At 70.4% G+C, this 25,959-nt stretch carries 30 protein-coding genes; 14 read left to right on the top strand and 16 right to left on the bottom strand.

From position 1 onward, the window contains the following. The first annotated feature begins 9 nt into the window (after window positions 1–9). Genes L2Z93_RS14905 through L2Z93_RS14895 form a run of 3 tightly spaced genes read left to right on the top strand, consistent with a single transcriptional unit; the run spans window position 10 to window position 3,889 of the window. Complete coding sequence (locus L2Z93_RS14905) at window positions 10–837, top strand: SOS response-associated peptidase (RefSeq protein WP_090590837.1); 828 nt, start codon at window positions 10–12, stop codon at window positions 835–837. Continuing rightward, window positions 834–2,327 carry a DUF7782 domain-containing protein gene (locus L2Z93_RS14900; protein WP_090590833.1) on the top strand — a complete coding sequence of 498 codons (1,494 nt, stop codon included), beginning with the start codon at window positions 834–836 and terminating at the stop codon, window positions 2,325–2,327. Before L2Z93_RS14905 ends, L2Z93_RS14900 begins: the two co-directional genes overlap by 4 nt. 50 nt (window positions 2,328–2,377) lie before the next feature. Beyond that, window positions 2,378–3,889: an aldehyde dehydrogenase family protein gene (locus L2Z93_RS14895; RefSeq protein WP_090590829.1), complete on the top strand. Its 1,512-nt coding sequence runs from the start codon at window positions 2,378–2,380 to the stop codon at window positions 3,887–3,889. Window positions 3,890–4,319: 430 nt separating this feature from the next. Here L2Z93_RS14895 and L2Z93_RS14890 read toward each other — a convergent pair whose 3' ends face one another. Further along, entirely contained in the window at window positions 4,320–5,165 is an 846-nt protein-coding gene (locus L2Z93_RS14890) for an SDR family oxidoreductase (RefSeq protein ID WP_090590826.1), read from the bottom strand. A 192-nt stretch (window positions 5,166–5,357) separates the two neighbouring features. After that, window positions 5,358–5,849, bottom strand: a complete 492-nt coding sequence (locus L2Z93_RS14885; protein ID WP_090590822.1) for an aminoacyl-tRNA deacylase — start codon at window positions 5,847–5,849, stop codon at window positions 5,358–5,360. Between the two features lie 160 nt (window positions 5,850–6,009). Here L2Z93_RS14885 and L2Z93_RS14880 point away from each other — a divergent pair, with 160 nt between their 5' ends. After that, window positions 6,010–6,672 carry a sigma-70 family RNA polymerase sigma factor gene (locus L2Z93_RS14880; RefSeq protein WP_090590819.1) on the top strand — a complete coding sequence of 221 codons (663 nt, stop codon included), beginning with the start codon at window positions 6,010–6,012 and terminating at the stop codon, window positions 6,670–6,672. 32 nt (window positions 6,673–6,704) lie between these two features. Beyond that, a complete protein-coding gene (rsrA, locus tag L2Z93_RS14875; RefSeq protein ID WP_370745898.1) occupies window positions 6,705–6,977 on the top strand; it encodes a mycothiol system anti-sigma-R factor in 273 nt (90 codons plus the stop codon). Window positions 6,978–7,053: 76 nt separating this feature from the next. On the opposite strand, the gene L2Z93_RS19455 is transcribed toward rsrA, so the two are convergent. Then, window positions 7,054–7,149, bottom strand: a complete 96-nt coding sequence (locus tag L2Z93_RS19455) for a 50S ribosomal protein bL37 (protein ID WP_090590815.1) — start codon at window positions 7,147–7,149, stop codon at window positions 7,054–7,056. Between the two features lie 178 nt (window positions 7,150–7,327). Here L2Z93_RS19455 and L2Z93_RS14870 point away from each other — a divergent pair, with 178 nt between their 5' ends. Next, complete coding sequence (locus tag L2Z93_RS14870; RefSeq protein ID WP_090590810.1) at window positions 7,328–7,543, top strand: biotin/lipoyl-binding carrier protein; 216 nt, start codon at window positions 7,328–7,330, stop codon at window positions 7,541–7,543. A gap of 151 nt (window positions 7,544–7,694) precedes the next feature. Beyond that, the gene (locus L2Z93_RS14865) at window positions 7,695–9,194 is read left to right on the top strand and encodes a two-component system sensor histidine kinase PdtaS (RefSeq protein WP_090590804.1); all 1,500 of its coding nucleotides are present in this window, start codon (window positions 7,695–7,697) and stop codon (window positions 9,192–9,194) included. A gap of 57 nt (window positions 9,195–9,251) precedes the next feature. Here L2Z93_RS14865 and whiB1 read toward each other — a convergent pair whose 3' ends face one another. The 3 genes from whiB1 to L2Z93_RS14850 form a co-directional block, all read right to left on the bottom strand. After that, window positions 9,252–9,506: a transcriptional regulator WhiB1 gene (gene whiB1, locus L2Z93_RS14860; RefSeq protein ID WP_003893300.1), complete on the bottom strand. Its 255-nt coding sequence runs from the start codon at window positions 9,504–9,506 to the stop codon at window positions 9,252–9,254. A 236-nt stretch (window positions 9,507–9,742) separates the two neighbouring features. Beyond that, window positions 9,743–10,717: a diacylglycerol/lipid kinase family protein gene (locus L2Z93_RS14855; protein WP_090590799.1), complete on the bottom strand. Its 975-nt coding sequence runs from the start codon at window positions 10,715–10,717 to the stop codon at window positions 9,743–9,745. Window positions 10,718–10,763: 46 nt separating this feature from the next. Then, complete coding sequence (locus tag L2Z93_RS14850) at window positions 10,764–11,306, bottom strand: M15 family metallopeptidase (RefSeq protein WP_162561981.1); 543 nt, start codon at window positions 11,304–11,306, stop codon at window positions 10,764–10,766. 94 nt (window positions 11,307–11,400) lie between these two features. Between L2Z93_RS14850 and L2Z93_RS14845 the strand changes: the two genes are divergently transcribed. Continuing rightward, the gene (locus L2Z93_RS14845) at window positions 11,401–11,820 is read left to right on the top strand and encodes a hypothetical protein (protein WP_090590791.1); all 420 of its coding nucleotides are present in this window, start codon (window positions 11,401–11,403) and stop codon (window positions 11,818–11,820) included. 1 nt (window position 11,821) lies between these two features. On the opposite strand, the gene L2Z93_RS14840 is transcribed toward L2Z93_RS14845, so the two are convergent. Genes L2Z93_RS14840 through L2Z93_RS14830 form a run of 3 tightly spaced genes read right to left on the bottom strand, consistent with a single transcriptional unit; the run spans window position 11,822 to window position 14,012 of the window. Continuing rightward, complete coding sequence (locus L2Z93_RS14840) at window positions 11,822–12,301, bottom strand: GNAT family N-acetyltransferase (protein WP_090590787.1); 480 nt, start codon at window positions 12,299–12,301, stop codon at window positions 11,822–11,824. Between the two features lie 2 nt (window positions 12,302–12,303). Further along, entirely contained in the window at window positions 12,304–13,404 is a 1,101-nt protein-coding gene (locus L2Z93_RS14835) for an isochorismate synthase (protein ID WP_090590784.1), read from the bottom strand. Continuing rightward, on the bottom strand, window positions 13,401–14,012 hold the full coding sequence (locus L2Z93_RS14830; protein ID WP_090590783.1) for an acid phosphatase: 612 nt from the start codon (window positions 14,010–14,012) through the stop codon (window positions 13,401–13,403). Before L2Z93_RS14830 ends, L2Z93_RS14835 begins: the two co-directional genes overlap by 4 nt. A 109-nt stretch (window positions 14,013–14,121) precedes the next feature. Here L2Z93_RS14830 and L2Z93_RS14825 point away from each other — a divergent pair, with 109 nt between their 5' ends. Continuing rightward, window positions 14,122–14,922, top strand: coding sequence for a ParA family protein (locus tag L2Z93_RS14825; protein ID WP_090590941.1), 801 nt, complete (start codon window positions 14,122–14,124; stop codon window positions 14,920–14,922). A 6-nt stretch (window positions 14,923–14,928) separates the two neighbouring features. Here the strand turns inward: L2Z93_RS14825 and L2Z93_RS14820 are convergent, their stop codons facing one another. Then, on the bottom strand, window positions 14,929–16,155 hold the full coding sequence (locus tag L2Z93_RS14820) for an Rv3212 family protein (protein WP_090590779.1): 1,227 nt from the start codon (window positions 16,153–16,155) through the stop codon (window positions 14,929–14,931). A 13-nt stretch (window positions 16,156–16,168) separates the two neighbouring features. Next, window positions 16,169–17,668 (bottom strand): DEAD/DEAH box helicase, encoded by a 1,500-nt coding sequence (locus L2Z93_RS14815; RefSeq protein WP_090590776.1) that lies wholly within the window; start codon window positions 17,666–17,668, stop codon window positions 16,169–16,171. Window positions 17,669–17,942: 274 nt separating this feature from the next. Here L2Z93_RS14815 and L2Z93_RS14810 point away from each other — a divergent pair, with 274 nt between their 5' ends. Then, the gene (locus L2Z93_RS14810; protein WP_090590772.1) at window positions 17,943–18,602 is read left to right on the top strand and encodes a ferritin-like fold-containing protein; all 660 of its coding nucleotides are present in this window, start codon (window positions 17,943–17,945) and stop codon (window positions 18,600–18,602) included. 3 nt (window positions 18,603–18,605) lie between these two features. Here the strand turns inward: L2Z93_RS14810 and L2Z93_RS14805 are convergent, their stop codons facing one another. Then, window positions 18,606–19,454: a RodZ family helix-turn-helix domain-containing protein gene (locus L2Z93_RS14805; RefSeq protein ID WP_193438895.1), complete on the bottom strand. Its 849-nt coding sequence runs from the start codon at window positions 19,452–19,454 to the stop codon at window positions 18,606–18,608. Between the two features lie 387 nt (window positions 19,455–19,841). Here L2Z93_RS14805 and L2Z93_RS14800 point away from each other — a divergent pair, with 387 nt between their 5' ends. Beyond that, window positions 19,842–20,069 (top strand): DUF3107 domain-containing protein, encoded by a 228-nt coding sequence (locus tag L2Z93_RS14800; protein ID WP_090590769.1) that lies wholly within the window; start codon window positions 19,842–19,844, stop codon window positions 20,067–20,069. Window positions 20,070–20,097: 28 nt separating this feature from the next. Here the strand turns inward: L2Z93_RS14800 and L2Z93_RS14795 are convergent, their stop codons facing one another. After that, window positions 20,098–20,766 (bottom strand): HTH-type transcriptional activator FasR, encoded by a 669-nt coding sequence (locus L2Z93_RS14795; RefSeq protein ID WP_090590765.1) that lies wholly within the window; start codon window positions 20,764–20,766, stop codon window positions 20,098–20,100. Between the two features lie 131 nt (window positions 20,767–20,897). On the opposite strand from L2Z93_RS14795, the gene L2Z93_RS14790 reads away from it, so the two are divergent. The 3 genes from L2Z93_RS14790 to L2Z93_RS14780 all read left to right on the top strand — a co-directional run bounded on the left by L2Z93_RS14790 (window position 20,898) and on the right by L2Z93_RS14780 (window position 24,041). After that, a complete protein-coding gene (locus L2Z93_RS14790) occupies window positions 20,898–21,941 on the top strand; it encodes a DUF3152 domain-containing protein (protein ID WP_090590762.1) in 1,044 nt (347 codons plus the stop codon). A gap of 8 nt (window positions 21,942–21,949) precedes the next feature. Next, window positions 21,950–23,113 (top strand): molybdopterin-synthase adenylyltransferase MoeB, encoded by a 1,164-nt coding sequence (moeB, locus tag L2Z93_RS14785; RefSeq protein WP_090590759.1) that lies wholly within the window; start codon window positions 21,950–21,952, stop codon window positions 23,111–23,113. Between the two features lie 76 nt (window positions 23,114–23,189). Next, window positions 23,190–24,041, top strand: a complete 852-nt coding sequence (locus L2Z93_RS14780) for a TIGR02569 family protein (RefSeq protein WP_090590755.1) — start codon at window positions 23,190–23,192, stop codon at window positions 24,039–24,041. 4 nt (window positions 24,042–24,045) lie between these two features. Here the strand turns inward: L2Z93_RS14780 and L2Z93_RS14775 are convergent, their stop codons facing one another. The 3 genes from L2Z93_RS14775 to L2Z93_RS14765 all read right to left on the bottom strand — a co-directional run bounded on the left by L2Z93_RS14775 (window position 24,046) and on the right by L2Z93_RS14765 (window position 25,536). Continuing rightward, window positions 24,046–24,360, bottom strand: coding sequence for a hypothetical protein (locus tag L2Z93_RS14775; protein ID WP_090590752.1), 315 nt, complete (start codon window positions 24,358–24,360; stop codon window positions 24,046–24,048). A gap of 91 nt (window positions 24,361–24,451) precedes the next feature. Then, window positions 24,452–24,748, bottom strand: a complete 297-nt coding sequence (locus L2Z93_RS14770) for an MGMT family protein (RefSeq protein ID WP_090590748.1) — start codon at window positions 24,746–24,748, stop codon at window positions 24,452–24,454. A 5-nt stretch (window positions 24,749–24,753) separates the two neighbouring features. Further along, window positions 24,754–25,536 carry an alpha/beta fold hydrolase gene (locus L2Z93_RS14765; protein ID WP_090590744.1) on the bottom strand — a complete coding sequence of 261 codons (783 nt, stop codon included), beginning with the start codon at window positions 25,534–25,536 and terminating at the stop codon, window positions 24,754–24,756. Window positions 25,537–25,959 lie beyond the last annotated feature (423 nt).

Raw genomic sequence — 25,959 nt, 5'->3', positions numbered from 1 at the left:
AGGGGAGCCATGTGCGGGCGGTTCGCGGTGACGGTCGACCCGGCGCTGCTGGCCGGGGAGCTCGACGCGGTCAACGAGATCCCGGAGCAGCCCGGCGACAGCGCGACCCCCGCCGACGGCCCCGGCCCGAACTACAACGTCGCGCCCACCACCGGCATCGCCGGCCTGGTCCGCCGGCACGACCGGCAGAACACTGAGGCCACCGCCGCTGGTGCTGATGCGTCGGGCCCCTTCCTCGCTCGTTCCTCGCTCGTCGGACCCGCCGTTCGTCGGCTCCGGCTGATGCGCTGGGGTCTGGTCCCGCCGTGGACCAAGGCCACCGCCGACGGAAAACCCGCGCCCGGCGGTCCGCTGCTGATCAACGCCCGCGCCGAAACGCTGACCACCTCGCGCGCGTTCAGCGCCGCCGCGCAGCGCAAACGCTGCTTGATCCCGATGGACGGCTGGTACGAGTGGCGCGGCCCCAAGGGCGACAAGACGCCGTTCTACCTCTACGCCACCGACGGCAAGCCCCTGCTGATGGCCGGCGTGTGGTCGGTGTGGCATCCACCGGGGGAGAACGCGCCCGCGCTGCTCAGCGCCACCATCATCACCACCGAGGCGGTCGGTCCGCTGGCCGACATCCACGACCGGATGCCGCTGTCGATCAGCGCGCCGGACTGGGACCGCTGGCTGGACCCCGACAGCGGCATCGACGAGGGACTGCTGCGCGGCCACGGCGACCTGGACCGGATCGCCATCCGCGAGGTCTCCACGCTGGTCAACAGCGCGACCAACAACGGTCCGGAGCTGATCGCGCCGGCTGAGCCCAAATCCGAACAGACGGAGCTGTTTTGAGCGCCTACCCGTTGGCCGACCCGGCCGTCGTCGACACCCTCGGCGCCGATCTGCGCGCCGCCGGCTACACCGACGACGGCGTCGCCGAGCTGCTCGGGCCCGATGTGCACGCCGCGCTGCGCCGCGGACTGCTGTGGCCGGCGCTGCGCGCCACCGAAACGCCGTCGCCGTTGGGCACCGTGCTCCGGCTGTTCCAACTGGGCGCCGAGGCGGCCCGGTCAGACATCGAAAACGCTTTCCCGGCAACCGGATTCGACGCGCTGATCGACAATTCGGTGTTGCGGGCCGGTCCCGCCGGGGCGGCCGCCGCGCTCGATATCCGGCCACACCGCGGACCGCTCGGTGACCTGCTGGTGATCGCCGACCAGGACGCCGCGCTGCGCGGCGGGCCCGTCGGCCACGACCACGTGCTGGGCGTCGGCGGCGCGTCGATGTCCCTGGCGCGGGCGGTGATCCGGCAACCGGTGCGCCGCGCGCTGGATCTGGGGACCGGCTGCGGCGTGCAGGCGCTGCACCTGGACGCGCACTGCGAGCAGATCGTGGCCACCGACACCAACCCGCGCGCGTTGGCGCTGGCCGCCGCGACCGCCGGAATCAATCGGATGAGCTGGGACCTGCGGGCCGGGAGCCTGTTCGAACCGGTCGCCGGGGAACGCTTCGACCTGATCGTGTCCAATCCGCCGTTCGTCGTCGGCGCCGGGGAGCGCGACTACGAGTACCGCGATTCCGGGGTCGCCGGCGACGGGCTGTGCCGACAGTTGATCGCGCAGGTCGGCGACCACCTCGAACCCGGCGGCGTCGCGCAGATCATGGCGAACTGGGTGGTCCGCGACGGCGACGATTGGCGTGACCGGATCGGCGGCTGGCTGGCCGACACCGGCCTGGACGCATGGGTGGTGCAGCGTGAGTTCGCCGACCCGGTCAGCTACGTCGCGCTGTGGACCGCCGACGCGGGGGAGACCGCGGCGCAGCGGGCCCGCCGCGGCGGCGCCTGGCTGGACTGGTTCGCGGCGGAGAACATCGCCGGCGTCGGAATGGGGATGATCACCCTGCGCGCCGGTGGCCGCGCCGAGCCGCTGCGCGTCTGCGAGGAGCTGACCGGCCCCGACGACGCCCTCACCGGAGGAGAGGTGGCGGCGTTCTTCGGCCGGATGGACTACCTGGACGCAACTGGCGACGACGCGCTGCTGGCCGCCCGGCTGTCCACCCCGCCGGTGCTGCTGGAACAACACAGCCTGCCCGGCCCGGCCGGGTGGCAGCAGATCTCCGCGGTGGTGCGCCGGCCCGGCGGCCCGGGCGCCGAACTCGGCGTCGACGAGGTCTTCACCGCGCTGCTGGCCGGCTGCCGCGGCGAGGTGCCGCTCGGCACGCTCATCGAACTGCTCGCGGCCCACCACGGTGTGGACGCCGACGCGCTCGCCGAGGCCGCGCTGCCGGTGGTGCGGGAGGCCGTCGCCCGCGGGATCCTGCACCAGACACCTGTCAAGTAATCGTCGTCGAGGTCTGGCCAAACCGGTCCCGCGGCGGGAATACTCACCCCATGACCGCCACTGAACCGACCGTCGACGAGACCATCGCGATCCGCAACCCGGCCAACGGAACGCAGGTCGGCTCCATCCCGGTGCACGGACCGTCGGTGGTGGCAGAGAAAGCGGCGCGGCTGCGCACCGCGCAGCAGGAGTGGGAGGCCATCGGGCCCGTCGAGCGCGGCCGCTGGCTGCGGCAGTGGCAGGACTGGGCGTTCGACAACGTCGACCATCTCACCGACGTGCTGATCTCCGAAGCCGGCAAGTCCCGCCGCGACGCGGGCGTCGAGATCGTCGCCACCGCCACCATGCCCACCTACTGGGCCGACAACGCCGCGACGTTCCTCAAAGCCAGCCACCCCAAGGCTCACAGCCCGCTGTACCAGAACAAGCGATTCACCACCTGGTACCGCCCGCACCAGCTGGTCGGCGTCATCTCACCGTGGAACTTCCCCTTCGCGCTGCCGTGCATGGACGGCATCCCGGCGCTGGCCGCCGGCGCCGCGGTGCTGCTCAAACCCTCCGAGGTCACTCCGCTGTCCGGGCTGGAGATCGTCCGCGGCTGGAACGAGATCGGCGCGCCTCCGGTGCTCGACGTCGTCACCGGCTACGGCGCCACCGGCGCCGCGGTCATCGACAACGTCGACTACCTGCAGTTCACCGGGTCGACGGGAACCGGCCGGCGGGTTGCGGTGGCCTGCGCCGAGCGGCTCATCCCGTTCGGCCTGGAGCTCGGCGGCAAGGACCCCGCGATCGTGCTGGCCGACGCCGACCTGGAACGCGCCGCCAACGGGGTGCTCTGGGGCGGGCTGTTCAACTCGGGCCAGGTGTGCGTGTCGGTGGAACGGGTGTTCGTCGAGGCCCCGGTGTACGACGAGTTCGTCGCGAAGCTCACCGAGAAGGCGCGGTCGGTCAGCCAGGGCGCGGCCGGTGACATCGGCGCGATGGCGACCGACACCCAGCGCGACATCGTCGCCCGCCACGTCGGTGAGGCGACCGCGGCCGGCGCCCGGGTGCTCACCGGTGGTGAGCCCACCGGCGTGGGCACCTATTTCGCGCCGACGGTGCTCGCCGATGTCGACCCCACCATGACCTGCATGACCGAGGAGACCTTCGGTCCGACCATCCCGGTGATCAAGGTCGCCGACGAGCATGAGGCCATCCGGCTGGCCAACCAGAGCGAGTACGGCCTGAGCGCCTCGGTGTGGACCGGCGATGTGGCCCGCGGCGAGCGGATCGCCACCCGGCTGGAGGTCGGCGCGGTGAACGTCAACGACGCGATGACCAACATCTTCTGCCCGAACGTCCCGATGGCCGGCTGGAAGGAATCCGGCCTCGGCCACCGCGCCGGCGGCGACGCGGGGCTGCTGAAATACTGTCGCCCGCAGGCGATCACCGCCCCGCGCACCCCGACCATGAAGTCCGAGCTGCTCTGGTATCCCGCGACCGACCGCAAAACCGGCATGCTGCTCAAGGCCATGCGGCTGGTCAACGCCCAGGGCTGGAAGCGCAAATTCGGCCGGTGACCGCCGCGTCGCAAGCAAAGCCGCCGCGGCGCAGTAGCTCCTCCTTGCTCGGGTTGCCGCCATCGAGTGAGAACTCAGGTCGGTTAGTGAGAATCCTTGGCGCACACCGTCATCGAGTGAGATCGCAGGCACTCTAGTGAGAACTGAGGTACGTCGGTGAGACCTGAGGGATGGGTTCTTCATTGAGTGAGACGTACGGGCGGGGGTTACTCGCACAACGTGTACGCCAGTTCTCATTCGATGAGAATGGCCGCCACCACGTCTCACTGACCTGCGTCACGTCTCACTAACGTGCGCTAGTTCTCAGTCGATGGTCCGGTCCGCCAAGGCTTCTCACCAACGTGCGTCAGCTCTCACTGGACGGCTCGGTCCGCCAACGCTTCCAAAGTGCGCCAGTCCGGCCCGGACAGCCCGGGCCGCTCACAAATCCTTACGGGCCCGCGTAACCCGGCGGGTTGGCCGATTCCACCCAGAAGTCAACGCCCAGTTCGGATCCCGGGATGCAGTCGTACGCGGACAGATCGGTGACGCCGGACTCCAGCAGCACGTCCTCGCAGAGCAGGGTGTGCCCGGTGTAGCTCGACGGCTTGTTCAGCACCACGTACGCCGCGTCGGAATACACCTCCGGCTTGCGGGAGCGCGCCATCGACTCGTCGCCGCCGAGCAGGTTCTGCACCGCCGCGGTGGCGACCATGGTGCGCGGCCACAGCGTGTTCGACGCGATCCCGTACTCCTTCATCTCCTCGGCAATACCCAAGGCGCACAGCGTCATTCCGTACTTCGCCATCATGTACGGCGTGGGCCGCAGCCACTTGGGCTCCAGCAGGATCGGCGGGGACAGCGTCAGCACGTGCGGGTTCTCCCGGCCCTTCATGTGCGGCAGACAGGCCTGGGTCACCGTGTAGGTGCCGCGCACCTGGATGCCGTTCATCAGGTCGAAGCGCTTCAGCGGCACCTCCTCGACCGAGCCAAGGTTGATCGCCGAGGCGTTGTTCACGCAGATGTCGATGCCGCCGAATTGCGCGACGGCCGCGGCGACCGCGGCGGCCACCGAGTCGCCGTCGCGCACATCGCCGACGATCGGCAGCGCCTGGCCACCGACCTCCTCGATCTCCTTGGCCGCGGTGTAGATGGTGCCCGGGAGCTTCGGGTGCGGGTCGGCGGTCTTGGCCAGCAGCGCGATATTGGCGCCGTCGGCGGCGACCTTCTTGGCGATGGCCAGGCCGATGCCGCGGCTGCCGCCCGAGATGAACATGGTCTTTCCGGAGAGGGACATGGGCTGACTGTAGCCGCCGTGTCTAGAGCCACCGCACCCACGGAGGCACCCAGTGACGCAGGGACGACGACGGAGCCGCCATGGCGGTCCACACGGATCCTGAGGGCGACAGCCGGCGGCGTTTCCGCCCAGGCGTTCCACACGCCGCGGAACCGGGCGGCCGAAGGCGCGGCCACGGTGGTCGCGACAGGTTCAGGCGGTGATCGAGGCGACGACGGCGCCGGTCAGCGAAATCAGGTCGGCCGGGGCCAGCGCGATCTCCAGTCCGCGGCGTCCCGCGCTGCACAGCATCCGGTCGAATTCGAGCGCGGAGGCGTCGAGCACGGTCGGCAGCGGTCGGCGCTGGCCCAGCGGCGAGATGCCGCCGAGCACGTAACCGCTGGAACGCTGCGCGGCCGCCGGGTCGGCCATTGTGGCTTTCGGCGCCCCGAGCGCGGCCGCGGCCGCCTTGAGCGAGAGTTTCGACGGAACCGGCAACACCGCGACCGCCAGCCCGCGTGGCAGCGCCAGCACCAGGGTCTTGAAGACCTGCTCGGGCGCGGCCCGCCCGCCCATCGCCGCAACCGCCTCCGCGCCGAAGTCATGGTTGCGCGGGTCGTGCGGATACTCGAGCACCTCGTGGTCGATGCCGGCCGCCACCGCCGCAGCCACCGCCGGTGTCGCCGCCCTGCCCGGTTTCCCCATCGCATCAGGGTAGGGGAATGAGAATTGGTGTCACCGGCGTTGATCCGGACACCACGCCCGACAGCGGGCGCAGCTGAGACGAAGGGACCGGACTGTGGCGGCTGCCTGCCTGGAACGCGCTCCGAGCCCGCCGCGCCCGGACGGGCTAGGGTCGGAGGCGATGAGCGAAACCGACGACGAGGCGATCACGCAACCCCCGACTGCCGAACCGGCGCCGGCCGAAGAGACCGACGCCGAATTGACCGCGCGCTTCGAGCGCGACGCGATCCCGCTGCTGGACCAGCTCTACGGCGCGGCGCTGCGGATGACCCGCAACCCCGCCGACGCCGAGGACCTGGTGCAGGAGACCATGGTGAAGGCCTACGCCGCGTTCCGGTCGTTCCGGGCCGGCACCAACCTGAAGGCCTGGCTGTACCGCATCCTGACGAACTCCTACATCAACAGCTATCGCAAGAAGCAGCGGCAGCCGGCGGAGTACCCCACCGAGGAGATCACCGACTGGCAGTTGGCCGCCACCGCCGACCACGCGTCGACCGGGCTGAAGTCCGCCGAGGTGGAGGCGCTGGAGTCGATGCCCGACAGTGAGATCAAAGAGGCGCTGCAGCAGCTGCCCGAAGACTTCCGGATGGCGGTGTATTACGCCGACGTCGAAGGATTCCCGTACAAGGAGATCGCCGAGATCATGGACACCCCGATCGGGACGGTGATGTCCCGGCTGCATCGTGGACGCCGACAGCTGCGTGAGCTGCTGGCCGGTGTCGCCAAGGACCGCGGATACCTGCGCGGACAGCGCGACGAAGTGAGCGAGGAGGTGTCGTCGTGAGCGAAGACATGTGCGAGGGCGGCTCCTGCAGCATGCCCACCGGCCCGGTGGCCCATGACCATCAGGACTGCACCTCGGTGATGGCCGAGGTGTGGACTCTGCTCGACGGCGAGTGCAACGACGACACCCGGGCCCGGCTGCAGCAGCACCTGGAAGAGTGCCCGGCCTGCCTGCGCCAGTACGGCGTGGAGGAGCGGGTCAAGCGGCTCATCGCGACCAAGTGCTCGGGGGAGAAGGCGCCCGACACATTGCGCGCGCGACTGCGGCTGGAGATCAGCCGCACCACCATCATCCGGCACAACTGACCGGCGCACGAAAGAACCGCCCGGGGCGACCCGGGCGGTTTTTCGATGAATCCAGCGTCGTCTGACGCGCGCGGCCCTAGCGCCCGACGGACTTCGAGCCGGCGTTGGGACGCTTGCCGTGGTTGGCGGCCTTGTGCTTGCGATCGCGCTTCTTACGGCCACGCTTGGCCATGGTGTTCCTCCAACAGTCGGTGGGTGTTTCCGTTCGGCCCGGGCCGGCGGTGCGGAACCACGGTCGCGGGGCGTCGTTCATCATTGTCTCACGCGCCCACCATGACCCGGTAATCCCGGGCCTGTGGTTCCATATGAGGGGATAATCAGGTGCGCTGCACAGATCGAGTGAGGTGACGATGGCCGAGGACGTTCTTGCCGAGATCGTGGCGACCGTGCTGGAAGTTCAGGTGAGTGAAGGCGACCAGGTCGACGCCGGCGACAGCCTGGTGCTGCTGGAGTCGATGAAGATGGAAATCCCGGTGCTGGCCGAGGTTTCCGGCACCGTCACCGCCGTGCACGTCGCCCCCGGAGACCAGATCCAGGCCGGGCACCTCATCGCGCACATCGACTGAGACGGCGTGTGTTGACGCAGCCGACCTCTTCCTCGCCCGCTCGTCGAATCGGCGTGTGTTGACGCAGCCGATCTCTTCCTCGCCCGCTCGTCGAATCGGCGTGTGTTGACGCAGCCGATCTCTTCCTCGCCCGCTCGTCGAATCGGCTGGTGTGTCCACCCTCGGTGACCTGCTGGCCGAGCACACCGTGCTCCCCGGCAGCGCCGTCGACCACCTGCACGCCCTGGTCGGGGAGTGGCAGCTGCTCGCGGACCTGTCCTTCGGCGATTTTCTGATGTGGGTCCGCCGCGACGACGGCGCCCTGGTGTGCGTCGCTCAGGTCCGGCCCAACACCGCCCAGACCGCCTTGCTGGCCGACGCCGTCGGCACCATCTCGCCTGGCGCCGACCTGCCGCTGGTCACCCGGGCCTTCGACACCGGCGTGATCGACCGCGACGACGACCCCGGCCGGCCCACCGAACGACTGCTCAGCGGGTTGGACGTGGAGGCCGTGCCGGTCCGCTACGCCGAGGACGTCGTCGCCGTGCTGACCCACCGCACCGCGCTGGCCGACCGTCGGTCCTCCTCCCCGCTGGAGCGCGCCTACCTGGCCTGCGCCGACGACTTGGTGCAGATGCTCGCCGAGGGCGCCTTCCCGAACGTCGGGGACGTCTCGGCGTCGCGCTCGTCCCCGCGCGTCGGCGACGGCTTCATCCGCCTCGACGTCGACGGGCACGTGTTCTTCGCCAGCCCGAACGCGCTGTCGGCGTATCACCGGATGGGGCTGGCCGCGGAGCTGGAGGGCCAGAATCTGGTGGCGGTGACCCGCCCGCTGATCTCCGACCCGTTCGAGGCCCAGGAGCTGGTCAACCACATCCGGGATTCGCTGGCCGGCGGGGCCAGCACCCGGATGGAGGTCGACGCCGGCGGCGCGACGGTGCTGCTGCGCACCATTCCGCTGGTGCTGGGCGGCGCGTCGGTGGGCGCGGCGGTGCTGATCCGCGACGTCACCGAGATCAAGCGCCGGGACCGGGCGCTGCTGAGTAAGGACGCCACCATCCGGGAGATCCACCACCGGGTGAAGAACAACCTGCAGACCGTCGCCGCCCTGCTGCGCCTGCAGGCCCGGCGCACCAACAACGCCGAGGGCCGCGAAGCCCTGATGGAGTCGGTGCGGCGGGTGGCGTCCATCGCCCAGGTGCACGACGCGCTGTCGATGTCGGTCGACGAGGAGGTCAACCTCGACGACGTGATCGACCGGATCCTGCCGATGATGAACGACGTCGCCGCCGTCGGCGCCCCGATCCGGATCACCCGCGACGGCGCGCTCGGGGTGCTCGACGCCGACCGGGCGACCGCGTTGATCATGGTCATCACCGAACTCGTGCAGAACGCGATCGAGCACGCCTTCGAACCGGGGGCGGGGGAGGGCAACGTCGTCATCCGCTCTGAACGCTCGGCCCGGTCGTTGGACGTGGTGGTCAGCGACGACGGCTGCGGCGTGCCGGACGGGTTCACCCTGGAGGGGTCCGACCGGCTCGGGCTGCAGATCGTCGCGACGCTGGTGTCCGCGGAGCTCCGCGGCACGCTGAGCATGGCCGAGGCGCCCGACGGCGGCACGGCTGCCGTGCTGCGGGTGCCGCTCGGCCGGCGGGCCCGATTGACCCAGTGAGACAAAACGATGGCCCCCGGCGCGGCGCCGGAGGCCATCGATTTGGCAGGTTTTTCGTTAGACCCCGGTGCGCGCCTTGGTGCGGGCATTGCGGCGCTTGAGCGCGCGACGCTCGTCCTCGCTCATGCCGCCCCACACGCCGGCGTCCTGACCGGACTCCAGCGCCCAGGACAGGCATTCGGTGGTCACCGGGCAACGGTTGCAGACCAGCTTCGCGTCGGCGATCTGAGCCAGCGCGGGGCCGCTGTTGCCCACCGGGAAGAACAGTTCCGGATCCTCGTCACGACAAACTGCCTTGTGCCGCCAATCCATGATCTTGCTCCTTACTGGGCGCGCGCTTATACGCGCCAATTTTTGCTTCGGCTGTTAACTCGCGCAGGCAAATGTTTCCGCGCTGTTGCATTGCAATCGTTCCAGAGGCTGGACAGATGTCAATAGAACTTTGTTACTCAGTGGTCAATGTCACTGCGCACGGGCGTTGGCCGGAGCGTCATCGGAGTGCGCTATGCTCACCGATATCTCCGCGCAAATTTCCGGTGGCTAGGCCGTCATCGCTGGTCAGCGATGTTCTTCAGGGCCGGGGCGGCGACCTCCAGGGCATTCGGCACCGAGGTGAAGGTCATGGTTTCCCGCTCGCCGATGTAATCCCCGTCCACCTGGCAGGCGGTGGGGGAGTCGGCGGTGATCCGGACCGTGGCAACGTCGTCGTCACGAATCAGATGCTTGCCCTTGATGTTGGGGCGCTTCGACCACATCCGCCTCGCCAGCCCCAGATTCGGCCAGATTCCCATGCTGGTGGTCGCGAAAACCCCTAGGCCGCCTTCGAACCGGCAGTCCGGATTGGTGTAGATCGGTTTGGCGTTGACATACGTCCACGGGCTGGAGTTCGACACGAACGCGAAATGCACCCCGGTGACCGGCGGCTGGCCGGGAAGTTCCAGCGTCAGCCGCGGTTCCCGACGGGACGCCTTCACCACTGTCGGGACGGTGACCAGCATGTAGCGGGTCGGCGAAACGCCCTTTCCGGTCTTGGCGCGGTGCGCCTCCACACTGGCCACGATCTCACCGTCCACACCCATCCCGGCGGTGAAGACACCCCAGCGCTCGCCGCAATCCATCAGCCCGATGCGCCGCCACGGCTGGCCCGCCGCGTGCGCGCTGATCAGGTCGATCAGTTGGTTGGTGGCCTCCGTCGGGTCCTGCGGAATGCCCAGCGAACGCGCGAACACGTTGGCCGAGCCGCCGGGCACCACCGCGACGGCCGGCACATGGCCCAGCGGCAGCGTGCCCGGACGCCCCAGCAGGCCGTTGACCACCTCGTTGACCGTGCCATCGCCGCCGTGGGCGATCACCAGGTCGACCTTGTCCTCCATCGCCTGCTGGGCGATCTCGATGGCATGCCCGCGGTGTCCGGTGTGCTCGACGCTCAGCCGGACCCGGCTCTCCAGCGCGTGCGCCAGCAGGTCACGGCCCGCGGGAGTGGTGGACGTGGCATTGGGGTTCACAATCAGAACGGCGCGCACGAGCCCAGAGCCTACGGGAGTGCCGCGCCGGCGCCGGTCCGCCGCGTCAGCCCGCAGCGTTGGGCAGCAGCGTCGGGCAGTTCCCGTAGCCGTCGGCGGCCAGCTCGAAGTGCCAGGGCTCGTTGGCGTAGATCCGGCACAGCCCGAACCGGGCGCCGTTGTTCTGCAGCCACTGCTGGGCGGCGGTTCCGCCGATGTCGACCGCCGCGCCGGTGACGTGGTGGGAGTGCTCGGGGGTCTGCACCCACTGCCGGGCCGCCTGATAGCTGCCGTAGGTGCGGATCGCGTCGTCGAGCAGCGACTGCTGGAACCAGGTCGACCGCCAGCCCGAGGTGACGGTGAACACCACCCCGTCCGCGGCCGCGGCGTTGGCGGCGTTCTGCAGCGCCGCCAGCAGGCCCGGCTGCAACTGCCCGACGGCCGGGTCCCAGGTGTCGAACGGGGTCAGCGATCCATTGTCGACGAGCCGCACCTGCGCGGTCCGGGCCGGGGCCGCGACGTCGCCGACCGGCAGCGCGGCCGCGACGACCGTGACGCCGCCGAGCGCCGCCAGCGCGGCGGCCGCGGCGCGGTTCCGGTTCGACGTCATGGGCACAGAGCCTACCGAGGAAACCGCCCCGGGACGGCGCAGCGCGAGCGCGGCCCGGCGGAGTCGGTACCGTACAACGGTGACCGAACGTTCCATGACGCAGCCGAGCACCGTCCGCTGGGCCGGCTATCTGGTGGCCGCCGAGGGCGTCGCCGGGCTCGTGGTCGCCGGAATCTACATCGCGCACGCCCTGACCGGCGAGAACCAGGACGTGGTCCGCAACCGGGCCGGCGGGTTCGGCTACGGCACCGCCGCCTGGTTCCTGATCATGGGCGCCGGGGTGCTGGCCGCCGGGTGGGCGCTGGTCCGGGGCCGACGGTGGGGCCGCGGCATCGCGGTGCTGGCCAACCTGATCCTGCTCGGCGTGGCCTGGTACATCCGGGGCGAGGAGCAACTGGTGTGGGCGGTTCTGGTGGCGCTGGCCGCGATCGCCGCCCTCGGCCTGCTGTTCACCCCGTCGGCGGTGAACTGGGTGGCCCGCCCCGGCGACGCCGGCGGACCCGACCGGAGCTGAGTCAGGCCCCGGCCAACTCCGTCAGCGCCGCGCCGGACACCCGGTAGGTGGTCCACTCGGTCTGCGGCTCGCCGCCGACCGCGTCGTACAGCGCGATCGCGTCGACGTTCCAGTTCAGCACCGCCCAGGTCAGCCGGGTGAACCCGCGCCGCAGGCAGACCCGGGCCAGTTCGGCCAGCAGCGCCTGGGCCAGGCCGCGGCGGCGGAACGCCGGACGCACGTACAGGTCTTCCAGGTACACCCCGCCGACCCCGTCCCAGGTGGAGAAGTTCACGAACCACACCGCCATCGCGGCGACCTCGCCGTCGACCTCGACCAGGAATGCGCTGGCGACCGGGGACTCCCCGAAAAGTGCTGCGCGCATTTGCGTTTCGGTCACCGAGCATTGATCCAACGCGCGCTCGAACTCGGCCAGCTCCCGGACCATCGCGACGATGTGCGTCTCGTCGCCGGGTCGGGCTTCGCGGATGACGGGGGACATGGTCACTCCTTGGCTGGACCGGTGGGCACGCCCAGGCCGGCGAGGATGGTTCGGAATTTGGCGCTGGTCTCGGCGAGTTCGGCGTCCGGATCGGATTCGGCGACCACGCCGCCACCGCAGCACACCACCGCGGTGGCCCGGTCGGCGAAGATCTGCGCGCCGCGGATGGACACCACCCACACCCCGTCGCCGGCGGAGTCGCACCAGCCGGTGGCGCCGGCGTAGAAACCGCGGTCGCCCTCCAACTCGGTGATCAGCTCGGTGGCCAGGTCGGTCGGCACACCGCCGACGGCCGGGGTCGGGTGCAGCGCCAGCGCCAGGTCCAGCGCCGTCGTCGCGGTGGACCGCAGCCGGCCGGTGATCGGGGTGCCCAGGTGCCACAGCGCGTCGGTGCTGTGCACGCTGGGCTGCCCGGCGACCTCCAGCTCGGCGCACAGCGGTTCCAGCGCCGCCCGCATGGTCTCCACCACCAGGGCGTGCTCGTGGCGGTCCTTGGCCGAGTCGGCAAGCATGGCGGCGTTGGCGGCGTCCACCACGGGGTCGGCGTCGCGGGCGGCGGACCCGGCGAATGGCCGGCAGCTCACCCGGTCGCCGCGCCGGGCCACCAGCAGCTCCGGGCTGGCGCCCACCAGCGTCGTGCCGCGGTACGGCCCGTCGGCGGCCGACAGGTCCGTCAGGTAGCCGTAGGCGCCCGGGTCGGCGGCCAACAGCCGGCGTAGCACCGTTTCCGGGTCCCAGCCGCGGTCGTGCGCGGACAGCCGCAGCGCGCGGGCCAGCACCACCTTCTGCAGCGGGCCGCCGCCTTGGAGCCGGGTGATCGCCGCGGCCACCCGGTCCCGGTGGATGCCCGGATCCGGGTCCGGCGCCACGGTGACGTCGGCGGGGACCGGCAGTTCGGTGATGTCGGGCAGCGCGTGCTGCACCGCCTCCGGGGTGTGCAGCGCGGCGGGGGCGCTCAGGTCGAACGGCAGCGCGCCGACCACCAGGGGCGCGGTCCCGGAGCGCAGCGCCTCGTCGGCGGCGCCGATCTGCGGGTAGGCCGCGACCATCCCGCGGCCGCACAGCACGCCGTCGGGCCCGGCCAGCGCGAACGTCAGCGTCATGGCGTCGACGCCGTCTGCGGTTGGACGGCCAGCCCCAGCGTCTTGAGCTGACGCAGGCCGTAGTCGAAGCCGCACACCGTGACCGAGGCGGTCGGGAATCCGAAGCGCGCCCCCTCTGCCATCGGCAGCTCGACCCAGCGGGTCAGCACCGCGCGGGAGAAATGACCGTGCCCGACGAACACCACGTCGCGGATCTGCAGCTTGTCCAGCGCCATCGCGATCGCGGCGTCGGCCCGGTCGCTGACCTGCTGCGGCGATTCCCCGCCCGGGCAGCCGTGCGTCCAGACCAGCCATCCCGGCGCCTCGGTGCGGATCTGATGGCGCGTCAGGCCCTCGTAATCGCCGTAATCCCATTCGGCCAGCAGCTCGGTGGTCTCGTCGATGTCCAGCCCGGCCAGTCCGGCGGTCACCTGGGCGCGCCGACGCGGGCTGCAGTACACGATCGGGTTCTTCAGTCCGAGGCTGGCGAGGGTGTCGGCGGCCAGCAGGGCCTGCGTTCGGCCCTCTTCGGTCAGCTCCAGGTCGGTGCGTGAGGTGTGTCTGCCGGTCCTGGACCAGTCGGTCTCACCGTGGCGGAGCAGGACGAGACGATGATTGCCGACACTCACGATTATCGATTCTGCCGGATCGGCCCAGCCGCCGTGCCGGGGCGCCGCCGCACCGACGCGCGGCGGGTGCGGACTGAAATGTGATGCACAACATGTCAGTATGTTCGGCGTGACGCAGACTCATGTGCTGGCCGTGGCCAATCAGAAGGGCGGGGTGGCCAAAACCACGACGGTGGCGTCGCTGGGCGCGGCGCTGGCCGCCGAGGGCAAGCGAGTGCTGCTGGTGGACCTCGACCCGCAAGGCTGCCTGACGTTCTCCCTCGGCCAGGATCCCGACAAGTTGCCGGTGTCGGTGCACGAGGTGCTGCTCGGCGACGTCGAGCCGGACGCCGCGCTGGTGGAGACCGCAGAGGGGATGACGCTGCTGCCGGCGAACATCGACCTGGCCGGCGCGGAGGCGATGCTGCTGATGCGGGCCGGCCGCGAGTACGCGCTCAAACGCGCGCTGGCCAAGGTGTCCGACCGATTCGACGCGGTGATCATCGACTGCCCGCCGTCGCTGGGGGTGCTGACGCTCAATGGGCTGACCGCCGCGGGGGAGGTGATGGTGCCGTTGCAGTGCGAGACGCTCGCCCATCGCGGCGTCGGCCAGTTCCTGCGCACTGTCTCCGACGTCCAGCAGATCACCAACGAGAATCTCACCCTGCTGGGCGCGCTGCCGACGCTGTACGACTCGCGCACCACCCACAGCCGCGATGTGCTGCTCGACGTGGCCGATCGCTACCAGTTGCCGGTGCTGGCGCCGCCGATCCCGCGGACGGTGCGTTTCGCCGAGGCCAGCGCGTCGGGGTCGACGGTGTTGGCCGGCCGAAAGAACAAGGGGGCCATCGCCTACCGCGAGCTGGCCCAGTCGCTGCTGAAGTACTGGAAGTCCGGCAAGGCCATGCCGACCTTCACGCCGGAGATTTAGCCGGACTCAGCCGAGCGCCACGATGGTGCCGCCGCGCTGCTCGATCAGCGTGGAGCCCACCACGGCCGGGCGGATCGACGGGAACGAACCGGGCCGGGCCACCGGGATCAGCCGTTCCTTGGCCCCGGTCTTCGGGTCATAGACTCCGATGCCGCCGGTGTGCGGGACCAGCAGCCGGCCGGCCATGATGACCCCGGGACCGAGCGGGACATCAGGCCCTGACGCGGGGATCGCATACTTGTAAGTCAGTGTGTCGCTTGACATCACGATCACCGAGTGGCCCGTCCACCAGGTCACGTAGTCGCCGGACGCCGAGACCGCGGCCGGGCCGGGCTCCGAGGTCGGCTTCTGGTCGAGCAACAGCGAGCCAACCTCCGAACCGGACTCGTCGACGATCGACAGTTTCGGTTTCGGCGCCGGCAGGTACACCGCGGTGGTGGTCTCCGACACCGCGACCACCCGGGCGCCGTCGTCGGCGGACAGCGCGTGATACGGCACATCGCGCTCGGTGGGCTCGTCGTCGTTGTCGGCGGCCTTGAGCAGCGTCAACCGGATGCCGGGGGAGTCCGGGCAGTCCCGCAGCACCGCGGTGACGGCCGAACTGGCCGCCGCCGACAGCAGCCGGCAGCCCTTGCCGACCGCGACGTGCACCGGCTTGAACCGCGCGTCCAGCTCGCCGAAGGCGATGGTGCGCACCAGATCCGAACGCCACTGCTCCAGCCGGGTGTCGCCGAAGGACAGCGCCGCCGAACCGTCCGAGGACAGCGTCACCCGGTCGTCGGCGTAGCTGGTCCGGGTCGGCCCGCGCTCCCCGGTGGTCGCGCTGATCGCCGAAACCTGGCCGCAGCCACGGGAATCCGGATACACCGCCAGCGCCCAGTGATAGACGTAGCTGACGCCGCACAGCGGCCGGTCGGTCCGCGCGTAGCTCCAGCGGACCTCGCCGGTGGCGGGATCGCGGCCGGCCATGGTGGAGCCGGCGCCGGTGATGACGTTGTCCTTGACGATCACCGGGACCAGCGTCGCGGGGCTCTCGGCGCGCCACAGCTCACGCAGCGACGTCGGAACCGCGGTGGCTTTCGGGGTGCTGCTCGACGGGGACGCCGCGGGCCGCAGATCGGTGGCCCGGGTGTCACTGGTCCACCAAAACAGGCCCGCCGCAACGACAATGACGGCCAGGATCGCCGCCACCGCGATGAGATCACCGCGGGTGCGGCGTTCCGGTTTGACCATCGGCAGGTGTGCGTCAGCTCTCGCTGACGGCGGCGGCGGCCGGCTTGCGGGGACGACGACGGCGACGACGCTTGGGCGCCTCCGCACCGGCAGCCTGCTCGCCACCGGTGGCCGGAGCGGCCGCCACCGGCGCCCCGTCGGCGGCCTGCCCGGCGCGGGTGCGACGACGCTGCCGGCTGCGCTGACGCGGCTGGGCGTCCTTGTCCCGGGTCGACGAGGTGCGTTCGCCCTGCTCGCCGCGCGAGCCGCCGGACCGTCGGCCGGAGGTGGCCTTCGGCGCGCCGATCGAGCCGGTCGCCTCGGTGGGGATGTTCAGCTCGTCGTACAAATGCGGTGAGCTGGAGTAGGTTTCGGCCGGATCGGGGGTCTCCAGGCCCAGCGCCTTGTCGATCATCGTCCAGCGGGGCAGTTCGTCCCAGTCGACCAGGGTGACCGCGATGCCGGTCTTGCCGGCCCGGCCGGTGCGGCCGATGCGGTGCACGTAGGCCTGCTCGTCGTCGGGGATCTGGTAGTTGATGACGTGGGTGATGTCGTCGATGTCGATGCCGCGGGCGGCCACGTCGGTGGCGACCAGGACGTCGACGTCGCCGGCGCGGAACGCCGAAAGCGCCTTCTCCCGGGCGATCTGGCCCAGGTCACCGTGCACCGCGCCGACCTTGAAGCCACGCTCGGCGAGCTCGTCGGCGACCTTCTGCGCGGTCCGCTTGGTGCGGGTGAAGATCATGGTGGCGCCGCGGCCCTCGGCCTGCAGGATCCGGCTGACCATCTCGACCTTGTCCAGCGCGTGCGCCCGGTAGACGAACTGCTCGGTGGAGTCGTGGGTGGCCGCCGAATGCGGGGCCTCGGCCCGGATGTGGGTCGGCTGGTTCATGAAGGTGCGGGCCAGGGTGATGATCGGGTCCGGCATGGTGGCGCTGAACAGCATCGACTGCCGGGTGTCCGGGGTCAGCCGCAGGATCCGCTCGATATCGGGCAGGAAGCCCAGGTCCAGCATCTCGTCGGCCTCGTCGAGCACCAGCGCGGAGATGCCGCCGAGCTGCAGGTGGCCCTGGTTGGCCAGGTCCAGCAGCCGGCCCGGGGTGCCGACGACGACGTCGGCGCCGGCCTGCAGCGCCTCGATCTGCGGCTCGTAGGGGCGGCCGCCGTAGATGGCCACCACCGACAGCGGGCGCCGGCCGCCGTCGGTCTCGACGGTGAGGTTCTTGGCGGCGCCGGTCAGATCGTCGAACACCTGGATGCACAGCTCGCGGGTGGGCACCACGATCAACGCGCGCGGCGCGCCGGTCAGCGGACGGGACGCGTCGGTGCTGATCCGGTGCAGCAGCGGAACGCCGAAAGCGAAGGTCTTGCCCATGCCGGTGCGGGCCTGGCCGATCAGATCGTCGCCGGCCAGCGCCATCGGCAGGGTGAGTTCCTGAATGGCGAAGGGGTGCTCGATGCCGCGGTCGCGCAGCGCGTCGCAGATCTCCTCGCGCACGCCGAGTTCGGCGAAGGATTTATTGATATGAGTCATGACGGTGCGAATACGCCTTTCTGGTTCTGGTCCGAGTTTGTTGCTCGTCGCGTCGTCTCTTCGCGCGCACGAGTTCGGATTTCGAACGAGATTCCGCCGCCGGTGGGGCGGGGATTCGCGTGGGTCCGGCCGAGGTGAAACAGGCGGACCGACTGCGTGCACGCACACTTCCCAGGTAGCTGCCGAGGCCGCTGCCTGCACCCATAGTAACGCTCCGGGCTGGAAAACCCCGCCGCGCGGACCTTTGCAGGCCGCAGGCTTTAGAGTGGGCGCCATGGGCGCAGCCAAGGTTTCGGCGGATCATCCCGGGATCGACGAACTGTTCGCGTTGCTGGCATACGGCGAGGTCGCGGCGTTTTATCGACTGACCGAGGAAGCCCGGATGGCGCCGGATCTCAATGGCCGGATCAATATGGCGCTGATGGCCGCCGCCGAGATGGGCCATTTCGAATTGGTGTCCGACGCGCTGGAGCAGCGCGGGATGCACGTGCAGCAGGCGATGGCGAAGTACCGGTCGGTGCTGGAGTCCTATCACGCCCAGACCATCCCGAGCACGTGGGAAGAAGCGCTGGTCAAGACCTATATCGGTGATGCGCTGGCGGCGGACTTCTACCTCGAGATCGCCGAAGGCCTGCCCGACGAGATCGCCGATGTGGTGCGCGGCGTGCTCGCCGAGACCGGGCACTCGCAGTTCGTGGTGGAGGAGATCCGCGCCGCGGTCGCCGCCAGCGACCAGCAGCGGTCCCGGCTGGCGCTGTGGGCGCGTCGACTGCTCGGTGAGGCCATCACCCAGGCTCAGTACGTGATGGCCGAGCGTGACGAACTGGTCGATCTGGTGCTGTCGGGCACCAACGGGCTGGGACAGCTGACCGAGTTTTTCGAGAAGGTGCAGCGCACCCACGCCGACCGGATGGCCGAACTCGGCCTCGCCTAACGGCTACCCGGAGCAGGCGGCCAGGATGGTCCCGGCGTTCTGCTGGGCCAGCATGGACCCGGCGCCGTCGTTGATGGCGCAATTCAGTTGGCCGGCCACACTCGTCGCGGTCACCGATTTCAGCGTCACGCCCGGGTTGAGCACCACGGTGCGGGTCCACGGCAGCGCGACGTTGATGTCGGTGCGCGGGAAGCCCTGCTCGTCGGTGTAGATGACGGTGACCAGGTCGAACAGCTGCCGATTGCCGGTCACGGTGTAGGTGACGGTGCGCTGGGCCACCGCCGGGTCGACCTCGGCGGCCGGCGGCAGCGGGTCGGCCGGCGGGTTCTGATGCGCCGTGGTGCTCGGCGGCACGGTGACCACGGTCTCCGGGTTCGCCTCCCCGGACGGCGCCGGGACCGCGGCGCTGGTTGACGGCGCCGCGGTGGTCGACGGCGGGATGGTCGCGGTGACCGTGCGCGGGGTGGTGGCCGGGGCGGTCGGCGACGGGGTGACGGCCACCGTGGAGGCGTCGCGGCCGCGCAGCGCCACGGCGGTGCCGATCAGGGCGACCAGCAGCACGATGCCGGCGATCACCGCGACGAACCGCCAGCGGGTGTCGGGGGCGTAGTGCTCGTAGTGCGGGTCGTACTCCTCGTCGAGGCCGTCGTACTCGCCGTCGTAGTCCCAGGAGTCGCTGGGGGCGTCATCGTCGGCGTAGCCCCGGTTGCGTGTGTATTCCGGCTGGTACTCGGGGGCGTCGTCATAGAGCGCGGTGGTGGCGGCGCGATAGCGGCTGCTGCCGCCCCCGCTGTCGCGGGCCTCGTCGTCGTCGGCGTAGCCGGTCGCCGGACCGTTCCAATACGGCTTCATCGCGTCACCACCCACTAGTCACAACAGTCACTTGTGTAACTTCCTTAACGCGATGGTACGGGTGATCGCCGGATCGCGCCGACACCCGCGGGGGCGTGTCCGGCTGCCGGGCGTACGCAACCGATCGCTCGCCGCGCGCAAGCCCCGCCACCGCTGGCTTGGGTACGCGGTCGGCCGTACGCGGCCGAGCGGTCGCGCACCCGAGGGCCCCCGACCGCTCGGCTACGTACACGACCCTACGTACCTGACCGAGCTTTCGCGCGCCCGAGAGCCCGCGACCGCTCGATTCGGCACAGGTTCGCCAGCGGCGAACGGCCCGACCCGGGCAAACGCCGCCCCGTCGATTAGCCTGGCAGGGCACATCAGACCTAGGAAAGGCATATCAGCGTGGACGTCAAGATCGGTATCACGGACAGCCCGCGCGAATTGGTCTTCGCCAGCGAGGAGAAGCCGGAGCTGCTGGAGAAGCAGATCCACGACGCGCTCGGCAGCGAGGGCGCCTCCGTGCTGAGCCTGACCGACGAGAAGGGCCGCAAGTTCATCGTCGCGACCCAGAAGATCGCCTACGTCGAACTCGGCCCCGCCGACGGACGCCGGGTCGGCTTCGGCAAGTAGCGCCGAGCCCGCGGCCTGCGGGTAAGACCTACCCGCGGGCCAGCGGGACGTGCGACAGCCCGCGCCAGATGAACGCGACGGTGCCCTCGACGGCCTCGTCCTTGGGGATCGGCTTGGCGTTGTCCAGCCAGTAGCGCGCCGAGTCCACGCTGATCGCCACCAGCCCGACGGCGATCATCCGGGCGCGGTGCGGATCGAGCCCCGAATCGTGGCTGACCAGGTCGAACACCGCGTCGATACAGGATTCGGTGGCCACCTTCACCTGCGCGGCCACCTTCGGCTCGCTGGTGTAATCGTTGGCGAAGATCAGCCGGTAGCCCTGGCCGTCATGCTCGATGAACTCGAAGAACGCCTGCACCGCGGCGCGCACCCGCAGCCGGTTGTCGGTGGTGGTTCGCAACGCCTGCCGCACGCCCGACACCAGATTGTCGACGTGCTCGGCCAGCACCGCGAGGTACAGATCCAGTTTCGAGCTGAAGTGTTGGTAGAGCACCGGCTTGCTGACCCCGGCGCGGTCGGCGATCTCATCCATCCCGGCGCCGTGGTAGCCGCGGTCGACGAAAACTTCGCTGGCAGAGGTCAATAGCTGGCCGCGGCGCTCATCGCGCGGCATCCGCACCCCGCGACGACCCGAGGACCGCTCGGCGCCGCCGACCCCTCCGCCGGAGGCGCGGGTCGTTTTGGCGGGATGGCTCATGTAGGTCCTCGATCGGGTAGTGCGTGGAATCAGCGGATCGCATTGACACTACTCCTGCCGGAGTCGGGCCCTCGGCACGCGTGCGGGCGTGCCGTACCTGGGTAATCGCGCCGATATGCCATCCTGGTTCGGTGAGTTATCCGGGCCGCCGCGAGGATAGTCGCGTGCCCGTGCTGCACAGCGAGCTACGCGAACCGCTTCGCGCGCAGCGTGATCCGTTGGCCGGCGACGCCGGACGACCCCGGTCCAATCGCGAAGACCGTCCGCAGTTCCGCAAGCAGAGCTGGCTGAGCCGATTCGCCCGGACCTACGGCTGGCGGGCGTACGCGCTGCCGATCCTGATCGTGGTCACCGTCGTCGTCGTGTACCAGAGCGTCACCGCGCCCACCCCGGCCCCGGTCGCCGACGAGCAGCCCGCCGGCGACGTGGACATCAACGCGCACGCCACCACCATCCTCGGCGCCCCGCCGAAGGGCCTCTCCGAGTTCGACGCGAACCTGCCGGCCGGGAAGCTGCCGGACTGCTGCGGCAATTACACCCAGGCCGGCGCGCGCACCTGGCACGTCGTTCCGGGCGTCGAGGAGCAGGTCGGCAAGGGCACCACCCGGGTGTTCACCTACACCGTCGAGATCGAGGACGGCCTGGACCCGGTGGACATCGGCGGCGACGACGCGTTCGCCCGGATGGTCAGTCAGACCCTGGCGAACCCGAAAAGCTGGATCTACGACGAGCGGATCGGCTTCCGCCGGGTCGACGCGAGCTTCGAGGGCGTCCCCGACTTCCGGGTGTCGCTCACCTCGCCGATGACCATCCGGGAGGGCTGCGGCTATGAGATCGCCCTCGAGGCGTCCTGCTTCAACCCGGCGTTCCAGCCCGACCCCGCCGCCGAGCCGGAGGCGCGGGTGTTCCTCAACGAGGCCCGCTGGGTCCGCGGCGCGATGCCGTTCCAGGGCGACATCGGCTCCTACCGGCAGTACCTGGTCAACCACGAGGTGGGCCACGCCATCGGCTACCAGCAGCACGAGGCCTGCGCCACCGAAGGCGCGCTGGCGCCGGTGATGATGCAGCAGACCTTCTCGACCTCCAACGACGACGCCGCCAAGTTCGACCCGGGCCAGATCCCCGCTGACGGCAAGACCTGCCGGTTCAACCCCTGGCCGCACCCGATCGCTTAGGCCCCGCCATGCCCAGCCTCCCGCCGCTGGTTTCCCCGGCCGCCGAACTGACCCGCGAAGAGGTCACCCGCTACAGCCGGCACCTGATCATTCCGGGCGTCGGCGCGGTGGCGCAGCGCCGCCTCAAGAACGCCCGGGTGCTGGTCGTCGGCGCCGGCGGGCTCGGCGCGCCCGCGCTGCTGTACCTGGCGGCCGCCGGGGTCGGGACCATCGGCATCGTCGAGTTCGACGTCGTCGAGGAGTCCAACCTGCAGCGCCAGATCATCCACGGTCAGGCCGACGTCGGGCGGCCCAAGGCGCTCAGCGCCGCCGAGTCGGTGCGGGCGCTCAACCCGCTGGTGCGGGTGCGCACCCACGAGTTCCGGTTGGACGCCTCCAACGCGCTGGACCTGTTCGCCGAGTACGACCTGATCGTCGACGGCGCCGACAACTTCGCCACCCGCTACCTGGTCAACGACGCCGCCGCGGTGGCCCGCAAGCCCTACGTGTGGGGCTCGATCTTCCGGTTCGCCGGCCAGGTCGCGGTGTTCTGGGAGGACGGCCCGGACAGGCGCGGGGTGAACCTGCGCGACCTGTACCCGGAGCCGCCGCCGCCCGGCGCGGTCCCGTCCTGTGCGGAGGGCGGCGTGCTCGGGGTGCTGTGCGGCACCGTCGCCTCCATCATGGGCACCGAGGCGATCAAGCTGATCACCGGTGTGGGCGAGTCGCTGCTGGGCCGGGTGCTGCTGTACGACGCGCTGGCCATGACGTTTCGCACCATCCGCGTCGGCAAGGACCCGGCCGCCGCGCCGATCACCGACCTGGTCGACTACGAGGAGTTCTGCGGCATCACCGCCGCCGCGGACGCCGCCGAGGAGATCAGCGCCGACGAGCTGGCCGAACTGCGGGCCTCCGGGCAGCCGTTCGCGCTGGTCGACGTGCGCGAGCCGGGGGAGTGGGAGATCAACCGGATCGACGGCGCGCAACTGACGCCGAAGTCGTCCTTCGACTCCGGCGCGGGCGTCGACGAGCTGCCGACCGACCGCCGCATCGTGCTGTACTGCAAATCCGGGGTGCGCTCGGCGCAGGTCGCGGCTCAATTGCGGGACCGCGGGTTCGACGACGTGGTGTCGCTGGCCGGCGGGATCGTCGCCTGGGCGGCCCGGTTCGAGCCGGACATGGTCGACTATTGAGCGGCGCCGGACACAAACCGGTAAAGGCGCGAACCAGCCGCGCGGTCAGCGGCCGTCGCGGCGCTAGGGTGATCCCGTGACCGAACAGCCGCCTGATCATGTGCTTGCCGCATTCGGGCTGGGTTCTGCGACCTCGACGCCGCTGGGATCGGGTTGGGAGGGCGGCCACCGCTACGGCGAGGTCGTGCTGTCCATGGTCGCCGACCACGCCCGCGCCGCCTGGTCTGCCAAGGTCCGCGAGACGTTGTTCGTCGACGGGCTGCGGCTGGCCCGACCGGTGCGCTCCACCGACGGGCGGTTCGTGGTGTCCGGCTGGCGCGCGGACACCTACGTCGCGGGCAGTCCCGAGCCGCGCTACGACGAGGTCGTCTCCGCCGCGGTGCGGCTGCACGAGGCGACCGCCAAGTTGGAGCGGCCGCGTTTCCTGACCCAGCCGCCGGTCGCGCCGTGGGCCGACGTCGACGTGTTCGTCGCCGCCGACCGGGCTGCTTGGGAGGACCGGCCGCTGCACTCGCTGCCATCGGGCGCGCGGATCACGCCCGGGTCCCCGGACGGGCAGAAGTCTGTCGAACTGCTCAACGAGCTCGCCGAACTGCGCCGGCCGACCCGCAGTCCCAACCAGCTGGTGCACGGCGACCTCTATGGCACCGTGCTGTTCGCCGGCGCCGCGGCGCCCGGCATCACCGACATCACCCCGTACTGGCGGCCGACGTCGTGGGCGGCTGGGGTCGCCGTCGTCGACGCGTTGTCCTGGGGTGGCGCCGACGACGGTCTGATCGACCGTTGGGAGGCGCTGCCGGAGTGGCCGCAGATGTTGTTGCGGGCCTTGATGTTCCGGCTCGCGGTGCACGCGCTGCATCCGCGGTCGACGGCCGCGGCCTTCCCCGGCCTGGCGCGCACCACGGCGCTGGTCAGGCTGATGCTGTAGCGGCTCAGTGCGCGTCGCTGTCGTCGGACCGGTAGGTCCGTGCGTAGCGGGCGACGTCGTCGCGGCCCATCGGCCAGTCGAAGATGCTCGTGCCGCTGTGTCCGCCCTGGTTGGTCACCGAATGCGACACCTGGTGGGCCGCGATCCGGAATTCGACGATCGCCGCGACCAGGGAGACCGCGAAGACGACGCCGACCAGCGGCGCCAGGTCGCTTCCGGTCGCCAGCGTCACCACCAGGGTCCCCATCGACGCGAACGCGATGAGCAGGAACACGAACGCCAGCGGCGCCCAGGGCATCATGTGCGTTTTCTTGGACATGTGAATCACCTCGATTGGCCCCTCCGGCCAGAGGGGTTGTGATGTGCAACACAGCCCGGGTGGCGAATATTCCCCGCGAGTTCCCCCCGGGTCAGAGATTGTGGCGGTATTCGCGCAGCGGGACCCGGCCGTCCTCGGCGAGCACACCCTCGGCGCGCAGCAATTCCAGCTGCCGGTCGCTCTTGTGGGTGGAAGCCCGGCCCGCGGCGTTGATCACTCGGTGCCAGGGCAGGCCACCGCTGTCGGTGCGCAGGATCCAGCCGACGATCCGCGGGCTGGACAACCCCGCGGCGGCGGCGATGTCGCCGTAGGTGCACACCCGGCCCGACGGGATGCCGGCGATCAGCGCGCGAACCCGTTCGACGTCGTCGTCGCTGACCTTTGCCATGGGTGTCAGCGTTCCAGCAGGTCGCGGACCAGCGCCGCGGTCTCGGCCGGCCTGGCCTGGGCAACCATGTGCAGGCAGTCCAGGTCGACCAGCCGGAAATCGTCGCCGAGCCGGTTGGTCAGCCCGTCGACGAGTTCCGCGGTGACATACGGCGGGTCGGTCCGCAGCGCGCGCACCAGGATCGTCGGCGTGCCGGCGCGGGGGAAGACCGGCCGGCGTGCCAGTTCGCTCCAGTAGGACACCATCGCCGGGACGTACAGCCGCCAGCCGTAGCGGCCGTTGGGCAGCGTGATCAGGTGCTCGTCCATATCGGCGTCCAGCAGTGCGGGGTCGACGTCGGCCCAGGACCCGCCGGCCTTCTCCTCGCGGGCTTCGGCCGGGTCGGGGTAGTCCGGCGAGGACAGCATCGCCTCGGCGATCCCGGCCAGCCAGTTCCCGTCGATCCCGACCGCGGGGTCCAGCAGCAACAGACCGCGCACCAGGTCGGGGCGCTGGTGGGCCAGGTGCAGCGCGACCGCGCAGCCGAACGAATGCGCGACGACGACGACGGGTTCGCCCTCGGGCTCCAGCAGCGCGGCCAGGGCTTCGACGTTGGCGTCCAGGCTCCACGGCGCGATCCACGACGACCGGCCGTGTCCGATCAGATCCGGCGCCAGCACGGTGACCTCGGGCAGATGGTTGTTGGCGAGGTCCTCCCACCGCCGACCGTGCCCGGTCAGGCCGTGCAGCGCCAGCACCTGCGCCGGACCATCGGGGCCGTACCGGAAGGTGTGCAGTTGTGCGGGCATGGGTTTCATGCTGCCAGTAGCGGGGCGGGGCGGTGCGGAGCGGTGCGGTGCGCGGCGGGGCCGTGCGGGGGCATCCACCCCGTTCGTCACATTCGCCCCGCTTGCCCCATCCGTCCCCGCGAAACTCGATCTAAACTTCTGTCCACCTATGAGCGACGCTTTCTCGCCTTCAGCGACAAGGTCTCACCTGCAGCGACAGCGCCGGCTCTCCGTGTCATCTCACCGCGGCGCCTGGCCTGTCGCTCGCAGTGAGATGCCGTCGCTTGTCGCTTGGGGTGAGACGCTGTCGCTCATGGTGGGAATCCGTCGCGCATAGGTGGACAAACAGGAATCTCGTCTGCGCCTGGTGCGGCTGTTACTCGTGTGGCACGCACCGAAAGCCTCCGAGGCGTCGGTGTGTCGCGTCCCCGAACTTGTCGGACC

Origin of the sequence: Mycolicibacterium brumae (assembly GCF_025215495.1) — a bacterium.
GTDB classification, from domain to species: Bacteria; Actinomycetota; Actinomycetes; order Mycobacteriales; family Mycobacteriaceae; genus Mycobacterium; species Mycobacterium brumae.
The sequence above is the reverse complement of the archived record's forward strand: the minus strand, read 5'-3'. Positions and strand labels throughout refer to the sequence as shown.